The organism is Acinetobacter sp. BZX-2 (assembly GCF_055179795.1).
In genome coordinates, this window is sequence record NZ_CM143686.1 from 2,625,221 (window position 1) to 2,640,838 (window position 15,618).

Genomic DNA, 15,618 nt, shown 5'->3' on the forward strand with positions numbered 1-15,618 from the left:
TAATGTCTATTTACCGTTTAGGATTCAACAAACCAAAAAAGGCTTCATCATCATTTTCAATATCTTCAAAAAGCTTATAAAACGTCTGAGCAACTGCCTTATTTTTGATAAGAATTCCAACTGGCACTGTTGTTAAAAAATTAGTTGAAGAGTCTCTGATGTGAATAATCAAAGCACAAAAAGAGTCCTTCATAACCAAAAGCTCGAAGTTACCATCAAAAGCCATACTACTTTCCCTAAATGTCAGAAAGTGAGTTGCTCCTGCCTGAGCTGTAATTTGCTTTTTATAATTTCCTATTGACTGTTTATCGTTCTTAAAACCCACAGGTAAAAAGCATTTAAAGTTTTTGGTAATTTCAGTAGTTGATAAGCGATCAATAAAATCACTAAATCTATCTGATTTACCCCAGAAGTCATCAGTTGGGGCTAGCCAGTATAGCTGCCTATCATCCCTATTTTGGTTCTGAAATTGCTTGATCGTTTTAAAAAACAGGTCAGAATTTTCCTTAGAATAAATGGGCCCGATAAAATATTCATTAGATTTGTGTTTTAAACTTAATAAACGGTCTAAATTGAGCTTATTCTCACTAAAAACTGCTTCAATACCAAATACATCCTCCATATCCAACTCATTGAGTGCTTTTACTATACTATCAATATTTGGCGAATTCTTAGCCACTCTAAGAGCAGCATAAAGCGAGTCAAGGATCTTGTCAGAATTTTCCATGTGATTGAAATCACTGATCTCTATTGGCATGCAGTTATCATCGAGCGTCAAAGGCAAAGTAAAACGACGAGAATGGTCTCGCAATTTTTCAACTTTGCTCATTTTATACAACTGTAACTTTTTCTCTTCCACAGACATGTTCAACTTAACCAGTTCTTGACTGAAATAGAAGCGAAAGTTTTTCTGGAATTCTTTGCTCACCAAAGATTCACTATTAGAAAGATATTCGTTGGAAGCTTCTAATTTAATTGAATTTGTCCCATTGTCAGATGCATTAGGATTCACTGGTTCGGGATTCAAGCCAATCATCTCAAAACTCATCTTCTGAATGTTGTCCTCAATTTTACTAACATATGGGACTGCACAAACATCTGAAAAAGCTTTCTCAAGTTGCTTTGTAAGTGAAAATCGACCGTCCTCAAGATTTTGTATCTGCTCTCTATTTAATAAGCTTGTTAATAGAACATCTGTTTCATAGTTAGATAGGCCTAAAAAACGAGCTATTCTTTCAGCAGGCAAAGGTGCAATAACTAATAACCGTAACACCATGGAATCAATAAAATCCAAGGTGTCCATTGTTGTGTAGCTAAACACCACATTAAATTGTTGAGATGGTAAAGTGACATCAACGTCATGATAGGTTCTTAGTGAATTCTCCATGTGTTACACCTCTTCCTGACGAGTCTTCTGAGTTCTTTTTATATGATTTGGCGGATTAGTCTGTACTACTTTGCGAGCTGCGCGTTTTGACACCCATTTGTATTCTGAAGTCTGATTTTCACGACTCTTGATATAATTTAGTACTCGGCCTAAAGGTAATTTACTGTTAACTCCTTGCCACATCTCTTCTGCACCAAAAATTACCAGTCGATCCATAGCCCGAGATAAAGCAACGTTCACGCGATTCGGTGATTTCAAGAATGCAGGAAATTTAGTTGGATCATTTCGCGTCACCGAGAGAATAATGATCTGATTTTGTTTACCTTGATAGCTATCCACCGTATCAATATGCACAATTGATCTCAGTTCATCAGACACATCGCACATAGAGAAGGCTTTTCTTAACTGATGTTTTTGCTCAGCATAAGTACAAATCACACCAATAGCTGGCTCTTTAAGGGAGTCAGGCTCTGGCACCAATTTGCTTAACAATGACTTGTCTTGGTCAATCCGCTGAAGAAACTTGATGATTTCGGTAACTTCATGCGGATTATAAATACTGCTGCCTTTCTCTAATCTGAAATGCTCAGCATTACCTGTATCTACCCAAGTAACGGTAGAATTTAATTCCGTTGCGATTTGAGATTCATAAATATTTGGGACAATACGTTTTAATATAATTTTCTCTAGTTCTACTTCACTCTTACCACGTGAGTCAACCACCTCAGTTACAAGTTTCCCATCATAAAAGCAATCAGAAACCAATGCACCAATACTTGGACTCATACGATATTGTGACAGTAATTCAGCACTAGCCTTCTGCCCGTAATGTGAATCAAAAATACGGCCAAAATCACTTTGCAACTTATCTTCTAAGTCCTCATCTGAGATCTTAAGTTGTCGAGCTAAAGCCTTTTTATGCTCACTCGAATAAAGAGGGGGAAGCTGATCCTGATCTCCCACCAACAAAATACGAGTCCCTGACTGCATCGCAATAGCTAATTCTGAAGGAATCGAACGCGCTGCTTCATCAATAATTACCCAGTCAAATTTATGATTGGCAATTCCAATATTTTGCTGTCCCACACCAACACATGTGCCACAAACCAATTGTCGAGTCTTAACCAAGAAACTTTCATAGTTGGCATTTTGGCTTTCAATCAATGGCTCATAATCTAGAGCGATTTTAATCAGAGCTTTGGCTTTAAGACCCTCCTCATTCGATACACCATAGTATTGATTGAATGCCTCAAATGAAATTTGATCGATCTTACTGAGCTGGTTTAATACAGATATATCCTTATGATGGATGTAATATTCAAGTTGATCCAAAAAGTCTTGATTAACCCAATACATGTTCTTTAGCTTATTCATTGCAGATATAAAGGCCTGCTTATACTCATCCAATGAAAAACTAAACTTTTGATCAACATCATCATGGTCAATTGCTTGATAGGTCGATATAAGAGTACTTAAGATAGAGGCTCTTAGCTCAAAGAGATCCTCTAAATACTCTTCTTCAAGTGATAAATCACCGGCAAGCTCAATTACTCTTTCCTTGATGTTAGATTTAAACAACTCTTTTTGGCTCGTAATAATCGATCCCGTATAAACATCTTTTAACTCAGGGGACACTGCGCTTTCTTTATTGCTGATTCGAGCAATACTTAATGGTGTTTTATATTTTGCACATAGCTTACGTATACGTTCAACACTCGTGTTTACAGCCTCGTGTGACTGACTAACAATCAAAATATTGGATACACTTTGTTTGTCATAGAGATAGTGCGCCAATATTGATATAAATTCAGTTTTACCTGTTCCCGGCGGTCCCTTTAATAACGATACAGGTCCATACTTAAGAACATTACGGAAAGCTTCACGTTGCAATGGATTAAGGGATTTTTTGAGCACGTCACTTTCTTCATCCACTTCATTATAGTGATCAAGCTCTTCATCCGATACTTCGATCCCGTAATCCTTAGCTTCAAGCACTAATGAAGGTTCAAAATAATTAACAAGATTTCCAATGACTGCTTTATTTCTAAGAATGTTGTTCAGAGCATCAGCACGTTTTCGATTAGATGACTTATCAGCCTTACTTTGTAGAAATAATGTAGCCTCTCTAGAGACTTCTTTCGTTTTTTTACAAAAATCAATCCACAACTCTCCGACTTTAGATTGTGCAATATTTACTACACCAATACTAAAGATAAAATCTCTGCCACTTCCCATTTCTTTAGTGCACATTACTTCGACTTTATCAGTCTTCGAGAATTTAGCAGTTACATCCTCGGCAGAATCATAATAAGCAATAACACTCTTGGAATTATGATGATGCTTATTTTCAACAGTTTTCAACGGCTCTGACAAATTAATCGTAGGATGGGCATGCCGTTCAGTCTCCATTACTTTTCGCCACAGCTCCTGAGTAGTAATTTCAATTAAGTTTTCATTATGGCGCTGAACAAGCATTGGTGCAGTATTATGCACATTAGCAACGGCATCTAGGTTTTCTATCGCTGGTAACGCATCTACTTCTTTTTGAGCATTAAATGCTTCTTTTTGCTCCTTGATCTTTTGCAACTGTACATGCCTAAACTCAGCAATGGCATCAATGAAACTTCGATCTTTGGACAGGAAGGCATTTAACTCATCAATATTGTCACGTCTACTCATACCAGATGTGGGATGCACTTCAATACTAACATCTAACGTGAGGCATGCATCCTTACTTGCTTTCCACCATAAGTCTTGTTGTTTAACGAAATCAAGGAAAATTATTCGATTTTCATGAGGCTTATAAAACCCTTTAAACATGCCATTAATCCCATGAAGAGTAAGCCGAATATCCCCTTCATTTGCAGTTTCCAGTTGAATATAAACCTTGCCATTTTCAGGATAAATCGTAAAAGCAGAATCAACCCTGCTCGTATAAATCTTAATCTTAGGGGCTTCTTTCGCAATAGCACCCTTACATTCAAATGCTTCAATAAAGCGCGTGTTATCGATATAGCGCACACTTGCTTCTTCTAACATCTCTTTATTCAACGCTTCATACAACCACGTTAAATTCGAATCAATCGAAGCAGCATCATTTGTTTTTAGGGGTATATCATATAAACCAGCAATGAGTTTCAATGCAGCATAATTATCACATTGGATTGCCGTTGGATCTTCGATATCCAATGGGAAGTAGCCATTAGATGGATCAGGCTGAGGTGCTTCAGCATGGAAACAATCATTAAAAATAACTTTAAAGTCTGTTTGATCCACCATAATCTTTTCACCATCTAAATTTCCATGGTGATAGCCATGCTCATGGAATTTTTTCAGAGAATGTAAAAACTGAAGTGTAAGCTCATTTTTTTCATCATCGGTTAAGTCCACAGCAACCTTTGACCAAGATTTCCCCTTTACCGTTTCTGTCACCAGATATGCGGCTGCCATGCTCGTCGATAAACCAAAATCCTCAACATGAGGAAGAAACGGCAGATTAAGAGTTTGTGTCATTTTAAGTAGTTCAAAGAATCGCTTAAAACTACTCTTTTGGTAAGTGGTCATTGCAGATGCAACCTTACCCATCCATGCTTTAACTAAATATTCGCCTGATGCATAAAGTGTAAAATTCTGGTTAGCTTCTAATGGCGCAACCAAAATAGGATAGGTAGCCAAAGGATTCGTATCCTTTGAGAAAGAGCTCAGAACATTATCATCAAGTTCATAGCTCACTTGCTCAACAGGTTTTTTTGCTAAGAAGTCCTGAAACAATGCACACGCATCATCATATTTCCCCGTTAAGGCAAGAGATAAAATCTTTTCAAGCCAATGGCTTTGATCTCGCTCCTCAGCACTAAATTTATTCAATGAGCGAGGGCTTAGGCGTTTATCCTTCCAGATATGAAGAATCAATTGCCCCAACCAATATACATCTCGTTGAGCAGCAGTTAAGTCTAGATTCGGAAGATTGGCAACTGTATTTAAAAAGGGCAAGACATTGGCCAATTCAGAGTCAATTTCAGCAGAATCTGTTTGTTCACTTGCGGCCGCAAAATTAGATAGCAATATCTCTTTTTTATAAGATATCCATACACTGTGATCTCCCACATCACCATGGGTAACTCCCATTTGATGGAGGTGATTGAATTTACCAAGTAAAATTTGAAATAAATCTACTTTCTCTGAGTCAGTCATTTTCGCTGCATATGAAGCAATGAACTCATTGACTCGGTAGCTGTTATCGGGCAGCTCATACAACTCGTTATATTTAGATGTCATGTCATCTAAACTTGGGTTTGTAATGGGGTGCAAACAGCTTTGGTAAAGGTCAGGTTTTTCGGTTTTAATTTTTTGAAAAACTTGTCGCTCATTACAGATCAGATCGAATCGATGTTGCGGTTGAATCATTCTTGAGTTCACCAACTTGAACTTATTGAAGTCCCAACAACGCATCAAAGATTTTTCACCCGCTATGCTTAACGAATGCGCTTTATACTCACTATAGATTTTTTTAGGATGTTGTAAGATCAACTCACCTTGTTCATGGTTATTAATCACTAAAGTAGGTGTTTGAATTTGGTCAGGTGCAAAAACTTCATCAATAATAGCATGATATTCTTTTTTAATATCATAAATACGGCCATCACGTTCAAGATCCTTTCTAAACACTTTATTAAATGTCGGTTGATGCGCTAATTGCTTAAATTCTTCTAACGAAAGAACGTGCTCTAAATCCTCTTTAGGTAGGCGTGAATAATCTGCTTTACCACACATAACTACAAAATGTGAGACAAATTGGGCATGATACTTAATGCCCAATTTTTGCTTTTCTTTCACCTTAGCTAAAAGCTTATTTCGGATAAGAAACATCTTTTTCTTATTTTTAGTCACAGGGCAAGCATCTTTCACTTCACTGCCCATATGCCATTTGCCAGCGACTTTTGTGATTTCCTTTCCATTCCAATCTTTAAACTCAATCACTAAGACGTTTGCATGAGTAATAATTAGAAGGTCATATTCAAATTTTTCAGAATTACGTTGGTCAATTCCTTTCTTACCCTCATTATGCATAAACTCAAAACCTGCATATGCACGCCAGTTTTTAGTTTTCTCACCTACATCAAAGACCTTTTTAATCTGATCAATTGCTGTGAGTTCGTGCTCGTATATACCTGTCTCTGGATATGTAACTATCATATTTAAATATCTTAATTAAAATGTCTGCTTTTTATGCACATAAAAATAGGCATCAACAATTGATGCTAAATTTTTATTAACATGAAGTAATGTTATATGTACTGTGTTATAGAAAAATACTTAAAGTAAGAATTTATTCTTTAGTTGCTAGTTTGACCAAATAAGCCCTCCGTAAGATTATTTATGTATTATAAGATTGTTTTTAAAATAAAATTTATCAATATTTAGATGTAGCACCCGAGCAACCTGACAAGATCATTAATTAAACGATCCAAATCAATCACAGGTTCAAGCAAAATGTATTTCACTTGAACTATTCATAATTAGACTTATATTACATTCAGTAACCATATTTTCAAAATAGTTTTTCTACATTTTTATAATTTTATTAAGCATTTAAATCTGCATAAAAATGATGTTTATTTTTTTAAACAATTCCTGATATTTATAAGTGTTGGTAGAGAAAACTATTTCTTATTAGATATAGCACTAACAGAAGCCTAGCTAATACTAAACCTTTTTGATTCCGATTTTATCTCGTATACCTATCGTTTTAGCGACACAATGTGTCGCTAAACTTACCTTATGTATTTATCTAAAAAAATAAAAATTATTTTTAATAAAACTAATTAATAAAAGGGAAATGATTTTTGACAATAAAACGAATGAACATTTGTTAGCTTTGGCTCGTAAAATTACTGCTTTATTATTTATTGGTGGTATTGGGCTTCTGATTACATATCGAACTGAGACGAATGGTTCCTAATACACATTATTTATTTGCAATTTATCCTTATCACAAAGAACAGACTCAAAAATTCGTCTCTTTATTGATTTTATTTCCATTTTTTTCAAAAAAATACTATTTTAAAAAATGATGAGTCATAGTTTTATATACCTACGCTCATCATATTTCGAATTGAAAAAATTAAAAATTGTTTTTCGAAGAGGAATCCATACATTAACGATTACAGACTTGGCTATTTAATTTAAGGCCCGCACATTCTGCTGTAAACCTTTCTGTATATCCTGCACAAGCCCATCCCCTTGATTGAATTTAGGCTTTGTCTTAGCTTTAGAGCCAGTCTGTATTTGTTCAGCTTCTACAACTTTATCCGTTCTAGCCCCTCCTCTGAATTCACCTCAAATCGTGCATTGCTATAACCTTGCCATGCCATTTTATCTAAAGCCGTTTGATTAAAACCAGATAGCTTACTTTTCTGATCAATCTCTTTCGCAGTCTGAATCGCCTCTTGTAAATGAATGCCATCACGTAAAGTCAGATCCACGTAATACACAGGGGTACGATAGCTTTGTGTGGTGGACTTTCCTCTCAAAGTCAATTGCAGTGGTAGACATGAAAGCAAACCATTGGATGCAGCATGGTAGTAGGACAAACGTGCTGCCAAAGTCCGAATACTATTAAAGCCTGTAGTCCTAAAAATGAATGTTCCGAGTTCATCCGATTCATCTAAATTGACATGCAAACGTCCAAAGGGTTTACAGTTCCCTCCTTGTGCTAATGGACATACATCAGGTGATGGACATGTATGTTGTTCTACGCCTTGGTTGGTTTGTCTTTGACAGGTTTCACCATTACCAATACACAAAGGGCGTCCTGTTTGTCGATCGAATAAAGTATATTCTGCTCTGAGGTTGAGTTCAGGATCATTAAAGATCATCCGCACTGGAATGGTTCTGAGTTTTTGGTTTTGATTCGGTGCTTTGGCTCGGAGTTGTTCATCAAGTGGGTGTTTCACCCATCCGTTTTTTCCTTGAATTTGACTGGTAATAGTAAACTGGTCATCCCGTTCAGGGAGTCGTTTACCATTTTTTTCAATGACTTTACCAATACTGATTCTACCGAGTATGGGTGGTGTAATCGCTAAACCTTTAATCATGCTGTTGCCCTCTTCAGTTATTTTTTACTAATCTTCGTTTGATATGTAGAAATCAATTATTTTTCAAATGCATATTTTTAGCGCAAATTCACCTATTTTGGTTCTCTGTAAGTACTTCGGTGCTTACAGAGAACGGGGGTGTTTTTGCGATTTTTTTCAGATATGCCCTAAATTGACAGTTGCTTTGAATTGGCTTTAATCATCATCTGTATAGATGTTGAAGCGCCGTGAGCCTTGTTTGTTTTGTGGAAATTGATTGAGATATTCAGGATACTGTTTGAGTAATGCCTTACTGTCTAAGCAGATTGAGTCTTTAGACTTTTTCCACGTCACTGAACCGGTTTTAAAAGTCGCTCGTTCAGCCTGCTGCATCTTGGCTTGTAATTGATGTTTCAGTAGGTCGAATGTCTCTTGACTGGTTTCAATTTGATGTCGTGCTTGAATCAGTTGTTCAAACTGTTGATTGGCTTGGGTATCTTCGGATAAATCTGTGGTACTCAGTGGAATATGTTCTGGATAAAGCAGTTGTAGTGCTTTAGCTGCTGATTCACTCGCATCAGCATCAGGTGGAATATCTTTTTCCACACATTCCCAAAAGTACCGTTCAGCATGGATGATGTGTTGGATCACTGATTCAGAACGGGTCACTTTAAAAATACGGGTTTCATGCCCACAGATCAGGACACAGATATGTGCTGCTTTTTTGCCTGTCACTGCCAATTGATGTTGAACTTGACAGAGCACATATAGAGGCACACCATCTCGCCATAACTTAGCACCATGTTCTCCAGCGGTTTTACACTCCAATATCTGTACATCTGCATCACCGACCACGGAGTAATCTAAGTTGGCTAACATAAAGTGTTTATCAGGTTCAGGGTGTTGTAGTACCGCATTGACCCGACGTACTTTGTAGTTGGTATGCATGCTGTAATATTCAGCGACCAAAGGTTCTAGGCGTTTACCCCAATAGAGTGGTGCATGGCCTTCACTTTCATCTTCAATGTTCTGCTGGATTCGCCCTGTCTTAATCATCCACAATTCCAGCATCGACATATAAGGATTGAGGCCACAAGCTGCGGCACAGTCGCTACTGCCAATACCTTGGCGACGGACTTCCAACCATTCGGCTTGACTGAGTTTTCGGGTATCGACAAAGCGTTTGGCCGTAAATAGTTTGGGTGCAATAAAAGCTGTGGCTGGTGAGTTAATGTTTGCTGTAGGTAATGTTGTTGCGGTGGTCAGTGCGATATTCATATTAAATTCCTATAGATGTTAAATTTTGGGCATAAAAAAACCACATCCGTAGATGTGGTTTTTTTAGATAAAATGGGTTGAGTTTAGATATTTTTCTTGCCGATACTTAGGCTAAATAAGTTACAGGCTATTGAAACTTTGCATTTAAAGCTTAAGTAATCATTCTCAATGCCTGTTCTAATCCTCGTTGTTTTAAACCTGCCCCTGCACCGAACCAAGCTGAATCGAGTCGATGATCTTGGCTCATGGCACGACGTTCGTGATCTGAAAACTCCGTGATGGCACACAGTAAGCCATAGGCAGTTTCCTTAGCTGAGGATAGCTCTGCGCCTCGTCCATGCCCATTAAACATGGTCATCACTTTCGACATTGCACGTCCATTGGGCTCGGTTTTATTCGGTTCTGTTGAACTGGCAACATTACGATAAAACTGGATAAAACGTTCATCTTGTTCAGTATTACTGAGATTACTGTTATTAAACACTGCATCGAAATAGGCAGCCGCTTCTTGTTGAGTCACTTTACGCTGACTCAGTTGTTTCATTTCATACATGTGTTCATCCCATGCACGGATAGATATTCCCAACTGTTGTTTGATCTTGTCTGCATCAAATTTGGTGCTGTGAGGTACTTTGACCACACCTCGACTTGCATCCTGTCCTTTTAATGCAATAGCTAAGGTGTTGTTACACACAACACGGATTGAAGTGAATTGCGCTGTAGTAGCAAGTGTACCATCACAGGCAGTGGCGAGGAGTATGTAGCCATTGCTGACATCTTTGCCTTTGAGTGCTGTCGTTTGCCCTGTGCGTGCCAATGCCCAGAACTTCTTTCCGCCTTTAAGGACGCCTGCAGTTTCGAGTTCGAAGCCTGACTGCTCAGTGAGGTCGCGATAAAATTCAAGGATTTGTTTGGGTTGAACTTCCTGATAACGTTGACTGACCACAGATAAAGGGGCATGGGTATCAGAACGATATAAAACTCGTTGTTCTTCATAAGGCATGATGATGTTTTGCCCACGATGGTTTTGTGCCATGTAGCTGACATCGGAAGATTCAATCCGCCAGTCCATGCCTGCCTGTTGTGCCCAGACTTCAATCGGCTGGTGGTGGGTGAGTTGATTGCCTAAGCCATGCCAAGGGGTTTGTCCAACATAGGCCATTTGTTCAATAAGGTGTGCCATAAGCTATATTCCTAATTTAAGATAATGAATGGTTTAGAATTAAAATGAATGTGATATTTACGATTGCGCTGAATACTTGCTGAGCAAGCTATTTGCTAAAAGGTGGTCGTGCGTTATTTGGCGTTTGTTCGGCAATGACCAGAATCACACCACCCAACATGGCACCTGCAACCCCACCAATAAAAGGCGAATAGCCCAAAGAGCGTGCCAGTGACATGCCCAGTAAGGCTAAAGTGGTCGGTGAATTGGTTAAACCTAAACCTTGCATCATAGGCTTCATGGTTCCACGTTGCGGAAACATCCCTTCTTCTTCTTGATCAAAATCTCGATACGGCATAAAAAACTCCTGATGGTCAATAATGAATCTGTTGTGTATTTCCCAAGCGCTTAGGGAAATCTGATTCGATTCTTCATTCAGGTGTTATGTATCTGAAATTATTTGTATTCTCTTTTTGATTGTTTTTAGCTCATTATCACAGCTTAGTCCGTAAATGAAATTGACCCCAATCAGGCTTGGCATTATCATGGGCGTGCTGACCTACATTGTCAGTCGGTTTTAGCAGACCGTTCAGCCAAAGCACACTAAGAAGTCTAACTTTTTGGTGGGCGACCCTGCGTGCCCCCTCTGCGGTGGAACGGGAGGGGGACACCTTCGGGTGTGCTGATCCTTTGGCTATCAGTCTGCTAACCCCCTTTCGTTCTGCCACCATTATTTAGCAGTAATTGGTAGAACTTCTTTATAGCCAAAGGAGTCAATCATGACTGTATCTTTATTCTTAAAATTTCGCTTTATTCCGATTTTATCTCGCCTCACTCAGCCGAATCGTATCTTTACATTGCTTCGGTAATGAAGATCATTGCACGTCTGATTTTAATCATCGCTGTAGTGATCTGGCTGGGACCTGCTGTCATTGGCTTTTTGCTGATGATGTTGCTGTTTTGGTTGTTGGTTGAACTGGCTGGCTGGAATAAGCCTCCTCAGTAAATCATTTCATTTCTACGCCTTTTGAAGTCAGACACCATTCATGTTCTATTTATGGCGAGAATCATCATGACTGTTTTTTATCATCTGCCCATTCTTGGGCTGGCACTGTTCACAGCTGTTGTATTAACAGGTTGTGAAAGCAAATCTAAACGTGACTTTAATGCAGGTTGTCAATCGGGTGGTACCGATCGATCTACCTGTTCCTGTGTCTATGACAAACTCGAAGCACATTATTCCCCCGCTGTGATGGAGAAACTGGCTCAACAAAATGTCAGTCGTCTTGATCTACCGCAAGATTTTGGCGAGCAAATGTATCGCGCTGCTCAAACTTGTCAAACTTCTTAGGAGAAGCACCATGCAAATCAAAAATTATCTGATCGGAATTTATATCGTGATTGCCTTGCTGTTTTCTGTTTATTTAAAGGGATGCAGTGCCACAGCCGATCGAAGCTATGCATATAACTTAGGCAAAGCCGTGGTATGGCCAATCTCGATGTTTAAGTAATATCATTCAATTAAAAATGTATCGAACAACAATAATTAGGAATTAATTTAAATGAACAAAAGAATCAAATATGTTTTACGGTCAGGTGCCGTCATTACCTGCCTATCTATAGGTTCAATCTGTCATGCAGATATGAATCAGGTCATGGCATTGATCAATACACCAACCAATGCACCCGTCGTGAAACGCTGTGAGGGTAATATCAATTGCAACGCCTTTGTTGCGATTAGCAAACAATGGCAAATCATCCCCAAAGGTGATCGTTTACGGTATTTTATTTATAGCGCTGATCTCAATGCCATGATTCGAGAAGGTAAAGACCTAAAAGAGCCAAAGTTAATGGATATTGATGACTTTGCTTATCAAGTCTTTGATTATCATGCTGAGAATGGCAATGACCGATGGTTATATGTCAAAGGTTTAGCCGTGCTGAAGTATGTTCAACGTACTCAGTTTTCATCACAGTAAGAGGACTTTATTATGAAAAAATTAATCCTTGCCACTGTTCTTGTTTCGACACTCACTGCATGCCAAAAGAAACCTGATGAGCATTCCTCAGTAGCATCCTCAGAGGCACAAGCATCTATAGATACCCAAGCTCAAACTGAATCTAATCTACAAGTTAAAGAGCAAGAAGCAGAAGCTGCGGCTATTGCCCATGACCGTTATGATCCTGATAGTACTTACACAGGAGCTGAAAATATTGATATTCCACCGCCTCAGCTTAAACGTGAGTTATTGGCAGGTGAAGCACTCGAAGTCAAATACCGCCCTGTTGAGGCGTACCCAAACTTTCAAGTCATCACAAGTACTGTTTATGACACCACTCGCCTAAAAGTAGTGTCTGAAGTCAACGATGTGATTGATAAAGTCGAAATGGACAATCCAAACTGTAAAGTCGTGGGGCTAGAGCCATTTACCACTAAATTTCCGAGTGTGTCTTATTACGGTGCAATATTTAACATTGTGTTAAAAGGCTGTTCTGCTGAGGAAATTAAGGAAGTTTATCTGTATACCACACATGGCAAAATTACCTATCGTGCCATTGTTGAACAATGAGTGTTTAAAACAAATACAACACAATCAACCAATAGGACTTATGTTTATTGGTTTAGTTAAGTTCAGACGTAAAATAAGCAGGAAGCCATTTTAGCTCCCTGCCTAAACACTCATTTTTATGTTTAATTTCACTGTCAAATGATCACTAAAAAAGTAAAAAAATACTGCTCATTTTAGCCCTTAAAATACCATATGAAATTTACTCCAAGCTATTCATAATTAAATAAATTTGTCTTATTTTTATGATTATCGTATGACGACTTTATTTGATTCCATGTCCATTCAAAATTACCTTTTTCATTCTTGGGATTAGAAGTACATATTATTTTCCAATTATCAGTTTTGTCATCATTATCAAAAATTTTAACTTTAAATCCCATTTCCAAAAAACCATACTCCAAATATTTAAAAAATGCAGATATCCTTGTACGAGCTGCTAAATTTTTTTGCTTTTTTTTGCTTTTCAAATTATTGTTAAAATCATGGTCATCAATTTTGGACTGTTCATATTGCTTTAAAAAATTCTCATATAGAATGCTTCTTAATACTGGTATAATTGACCCTTCTTTTTCAACTTTTCTATATACAAGATGCTGTTCTTTAGGCCAAGCTTGTAGTAATAATTTCATTATGTCATTACATTCATGAAGTTTTTCATGCTTAGATGCTATCTCTTTTTTCCTTTTTTCACCTATGGCTAATTTTAATTTAAATGCTTTCGGATCATCTTTTAAAAAATCAGAATAAAAGATTTCAATCAAGTGTTGAAATAAAAAATGTAATAAACTATCGAGTAAAGTTCCTTTTTTAAAATTTAATGGTACTTTCAATGTTGAATAATAAATTTTTCCTTGCGAGGTATTGAACGTACAAAAACCAGTCATCGTTGTGCGTGCAAAAATTGAATAATAAGGAATCTCTCTTAATAAATCGATAAATTTTTGCTGTAGATTTTTGTTTTCAAATTGAAAATTAGGACTAACTATTTCAGCATATAATTGAAAATATCTAAAAATTGTTCGATTAGTTCTGTCTTTAGAAATAAATGACGATAAATTATAATTTTCTGTAAAATTATATAAATCAAAAAAGTTTACTATTGGTCCTTTATCTTTCGGTAATGTCATATTTTCTATTAAAATTTTAAAAAGTTGCTCTATCTCCTTTGTTTCAATTTTTAACTCTGAAATTAATGCCCTATTATAAGAAACATCATGAAATTGTTTAAAATCCCAAAAGTATTGGTTCAGTTCGTAAACAATATCTTCCTCTGAAAGGTCAAAGTTAATGACTTTATCAAAACTATCAATTTTAATTGAAAAATTTTCCCCCTTTTTTTCTTTTAGAAATTTTCTAATTTCAATATCCACAACCTTATTATTATCCTCAAACCATTGGTACATATCAGGAAATATATTTTGGGCTTTGATAACTTCACATGAATAAATAACTACTAATCTATAAAGGTTTGCCAATATTTCTTTAAACAGCTCTTCTGTTTGATGATCTCTGATCACGTAATCATTTCCTGCTTTTATTTACGTATGTTTTTATCATAATTCCGTTGTGTCCACATCAATCCAATGGAGATTTTTATGCAAAACAATCAAAGCTATGCTGACACTATGCGTATGTTGAAATTACGTGATGTCACCAACAAATGTCAGATCAGCCGATCAACCATTTATGACAAACTCGATCAAAAGTCTAAGCGATACGACCCTGACTTTCCCAAGCCTCGTAAGCTGGGCATGAACAGTGTTGCTTGGGTAGAAAATGAAGTTGAGCTATGGCTCAAGAACCTACCCTTTCATTAATTTTATCTGCATAACTTTCATCACTTCTTAGTTCTCCTATCCCTGTAAATCACGAGGAGCAATTTATTCAATTGCCCCTGTAGGAGGACTATGTCTTGTGAAAGTGAATTTAGGTTTTTTAATTTAATTAATAATCTTATTAGCACTCTAATTAATACGATGATTAACAATCTCATTAAACCATTAAACAGACTAAAGATTTAATTAATACGCTTAACAATATCTATATGAATGAAAGAGTTAGTTTACTCAATACTGTTTTATATCTCTATAAGATCAGTACCCATACCGACTAGTTCATTAGAGATATGATCTACTTCATCTCTCA

At 37.1% G+C, this 15,618-nt stretch carries 12 protein-coding genes and 1 pseudogene; 6 read left to right on the forward strand and 7 right to left on the reverse strand.

The features are described from left to right. Nucleotides 1–10: 10 nt before the first annotated feature. The 6 genes and pseudogenes from ACY45D_RS12350 to ACY45D_RS12375 all read right to left on the reverse strand — a co-directional run bounded on the left by ACY45D_RS12350 (nt 11) and on the right by ACY45D_RS12375 (nt 11,261). Nucleotides 11–1,387: a hypothetical protein gene (locus tag ACY45D_RS12350; RefSeq protein ID WP_463107015.1), complete on the reverse strand. Its 1,377-nt coding sequence runs from the start codon at nt 1,385–1,387 to the stop codon at nt 11–13. Between the two features lie 3 nt (nt 1,388–1,390). After that, on the reverse strand, nt 1,391–6,583 hold the full coding sequence (locus ACY45D_RS12355) for an AAA domain-containing protein (protein ID WP_463107016.1): 5,193 nt from the start codon (nt 6,581–6,583) through the stop codon (nt 1,391–1,393). A gap of 984 nt (nt 6,584–7,567) precedes the next feature. Continuing rightward, nucleotides 7,568–8,484, reverse strand: a pseudogene (locus ACY45D_RS12360) (recombination directionality factor). Between the two features lie 195 nt (nt 8,485–8,679). After that, complete coding sequence (locus tag ACY45D_RS12365; protein WP_463107017.1) at nt 8,680–9,741, reverse strand: YqaJ viral recombinase family nuclease; 1,062 nt, start codon at nt 9,739–9,741, stop codon at nt 8,680–8,682. Nucleotides 9,742–9,892: 151 nt separating this feature from the next. Continuing rightward, nucleotides 9,893–10,924, reverse strand: a complete 1,032-nt coding sequence (locus ACY45D_RS12370) for a DUF932 domain-containing protein (protein ID WP_463107018.1) — start codon at nt 10,922–10,924, stop codon at nt 9,893–9,895. Nucleotides 10,925–11,012: 88 nt separating this feature from the next. After that, nucleotides 11,013–11,261, reverse strand: coding sequence for a hypothetical protein (locus ACY45D_RS12375; RefSeq protein WP_463107019.1), 249 nt, complete (start codon nt 11,259–11,261; stop codon nt 11,013–11,015). Nucleotides 11,262–11,771: 510 nt separating this feature from the next. Between ACY45D_RS12375 and ACY45D_RS12380 the strand changes: the two genes are divergently transcribed. The 5 genes from ACY45D_RS12380 (at nt 11,772) to ACY45D_RS12400 (ending at nt 13,473) form a co-directional block, all read left to right on the forward strand. Further along, nucleotides 11,772–11,909: a hypothetical protein gene (locus ACY45D_RS12380; RefSeq protein WP_463107020.1), complete on the forward strand. Its 138-nt coding sequence runs from the start codon at nt 11,772–11,774 to the stop codon at nt 11,907–11,909. A 66-nt stretch (nt 11,910–11,975) separates the two neighbouring features. Continuing rightward, complete coding sequence (locus ACY45D_RS12385) at nt 11,976–12,254, forward strand: hypothetical protein (RefSeq protein ID WP_463107021.1); 279 nt, start codon at nt 11,976–11,978, stop codon at nt 12,252–12,254. Between the two features lie 10 nt (nt 12,255–12,264). Next, nucleotides 12,265–12,414, forward strand: coding sequence for a hypothetical protein (locus tag ACY45D_RS12390; protein WP_419329043.1), 150 nt, complete (start codon nt 12,265–12,267; stop codon nt 12,412–12,414). Between the two features lie 51 nt (nt 12,415–12,465). Next, entirely contained in the window at nt 12,466–12,882 is a 417-nt protein-coding gene (locus ACY45D_RS12395) for a hypothetical protein (protein ID WP_419329042.1), read from the forward strand. Between the two features lie 12 nt (nt 12,883–12,894). Further along, nucleotides 12,895–13,473 carry a hypothetical protein gene (locus ACY45D_RS12400; RefSeq protein WP_463107022.1) on the forward strand — a complete coding sequence of 193 codons (579 nt, stop codon included), beginning with the start codon at nt 12,895–12,897 and terminating at the stop codon, nt 13,471–13,473. 209 nt (nt 13,474–13,682) lie between these two features. Here the strand turns inward: ACY45D_RS12400 and ACY45D_RS12405 are convergent, their stop codons facing one another. Continuing rightward, complete coding sequence (locus tag ACY45D_RS12405; protein ID WP_463107023.1) at nt 13,683–14,990, reverse strand: hypothetical protein; 1,308 nt, start codon at nt 14,988–14,990, stop codon at nt 13,683–13,685. A gap of 78 nt (nt 14,991–15,068) precedes the next feature. Here ACY45D_RS12405 and ACY45D_RS12410 point away from each other — a divergent pair, with 78 nt between their 5' ends. Beyond that, nucleotides 15,069–15,290: an AlpA family phage regulatory protein gene (locus ACY45D_RS12410; protein ID WP_463107024.1), complete on the forward strand. Its 222-nt coding sequence runs from the start codon at nt 15,069–15,071 to the stop codon at nt 15,288–15,290. Nucleotides 15,291–15,618 lie beyond the last annotated feature (328 nt).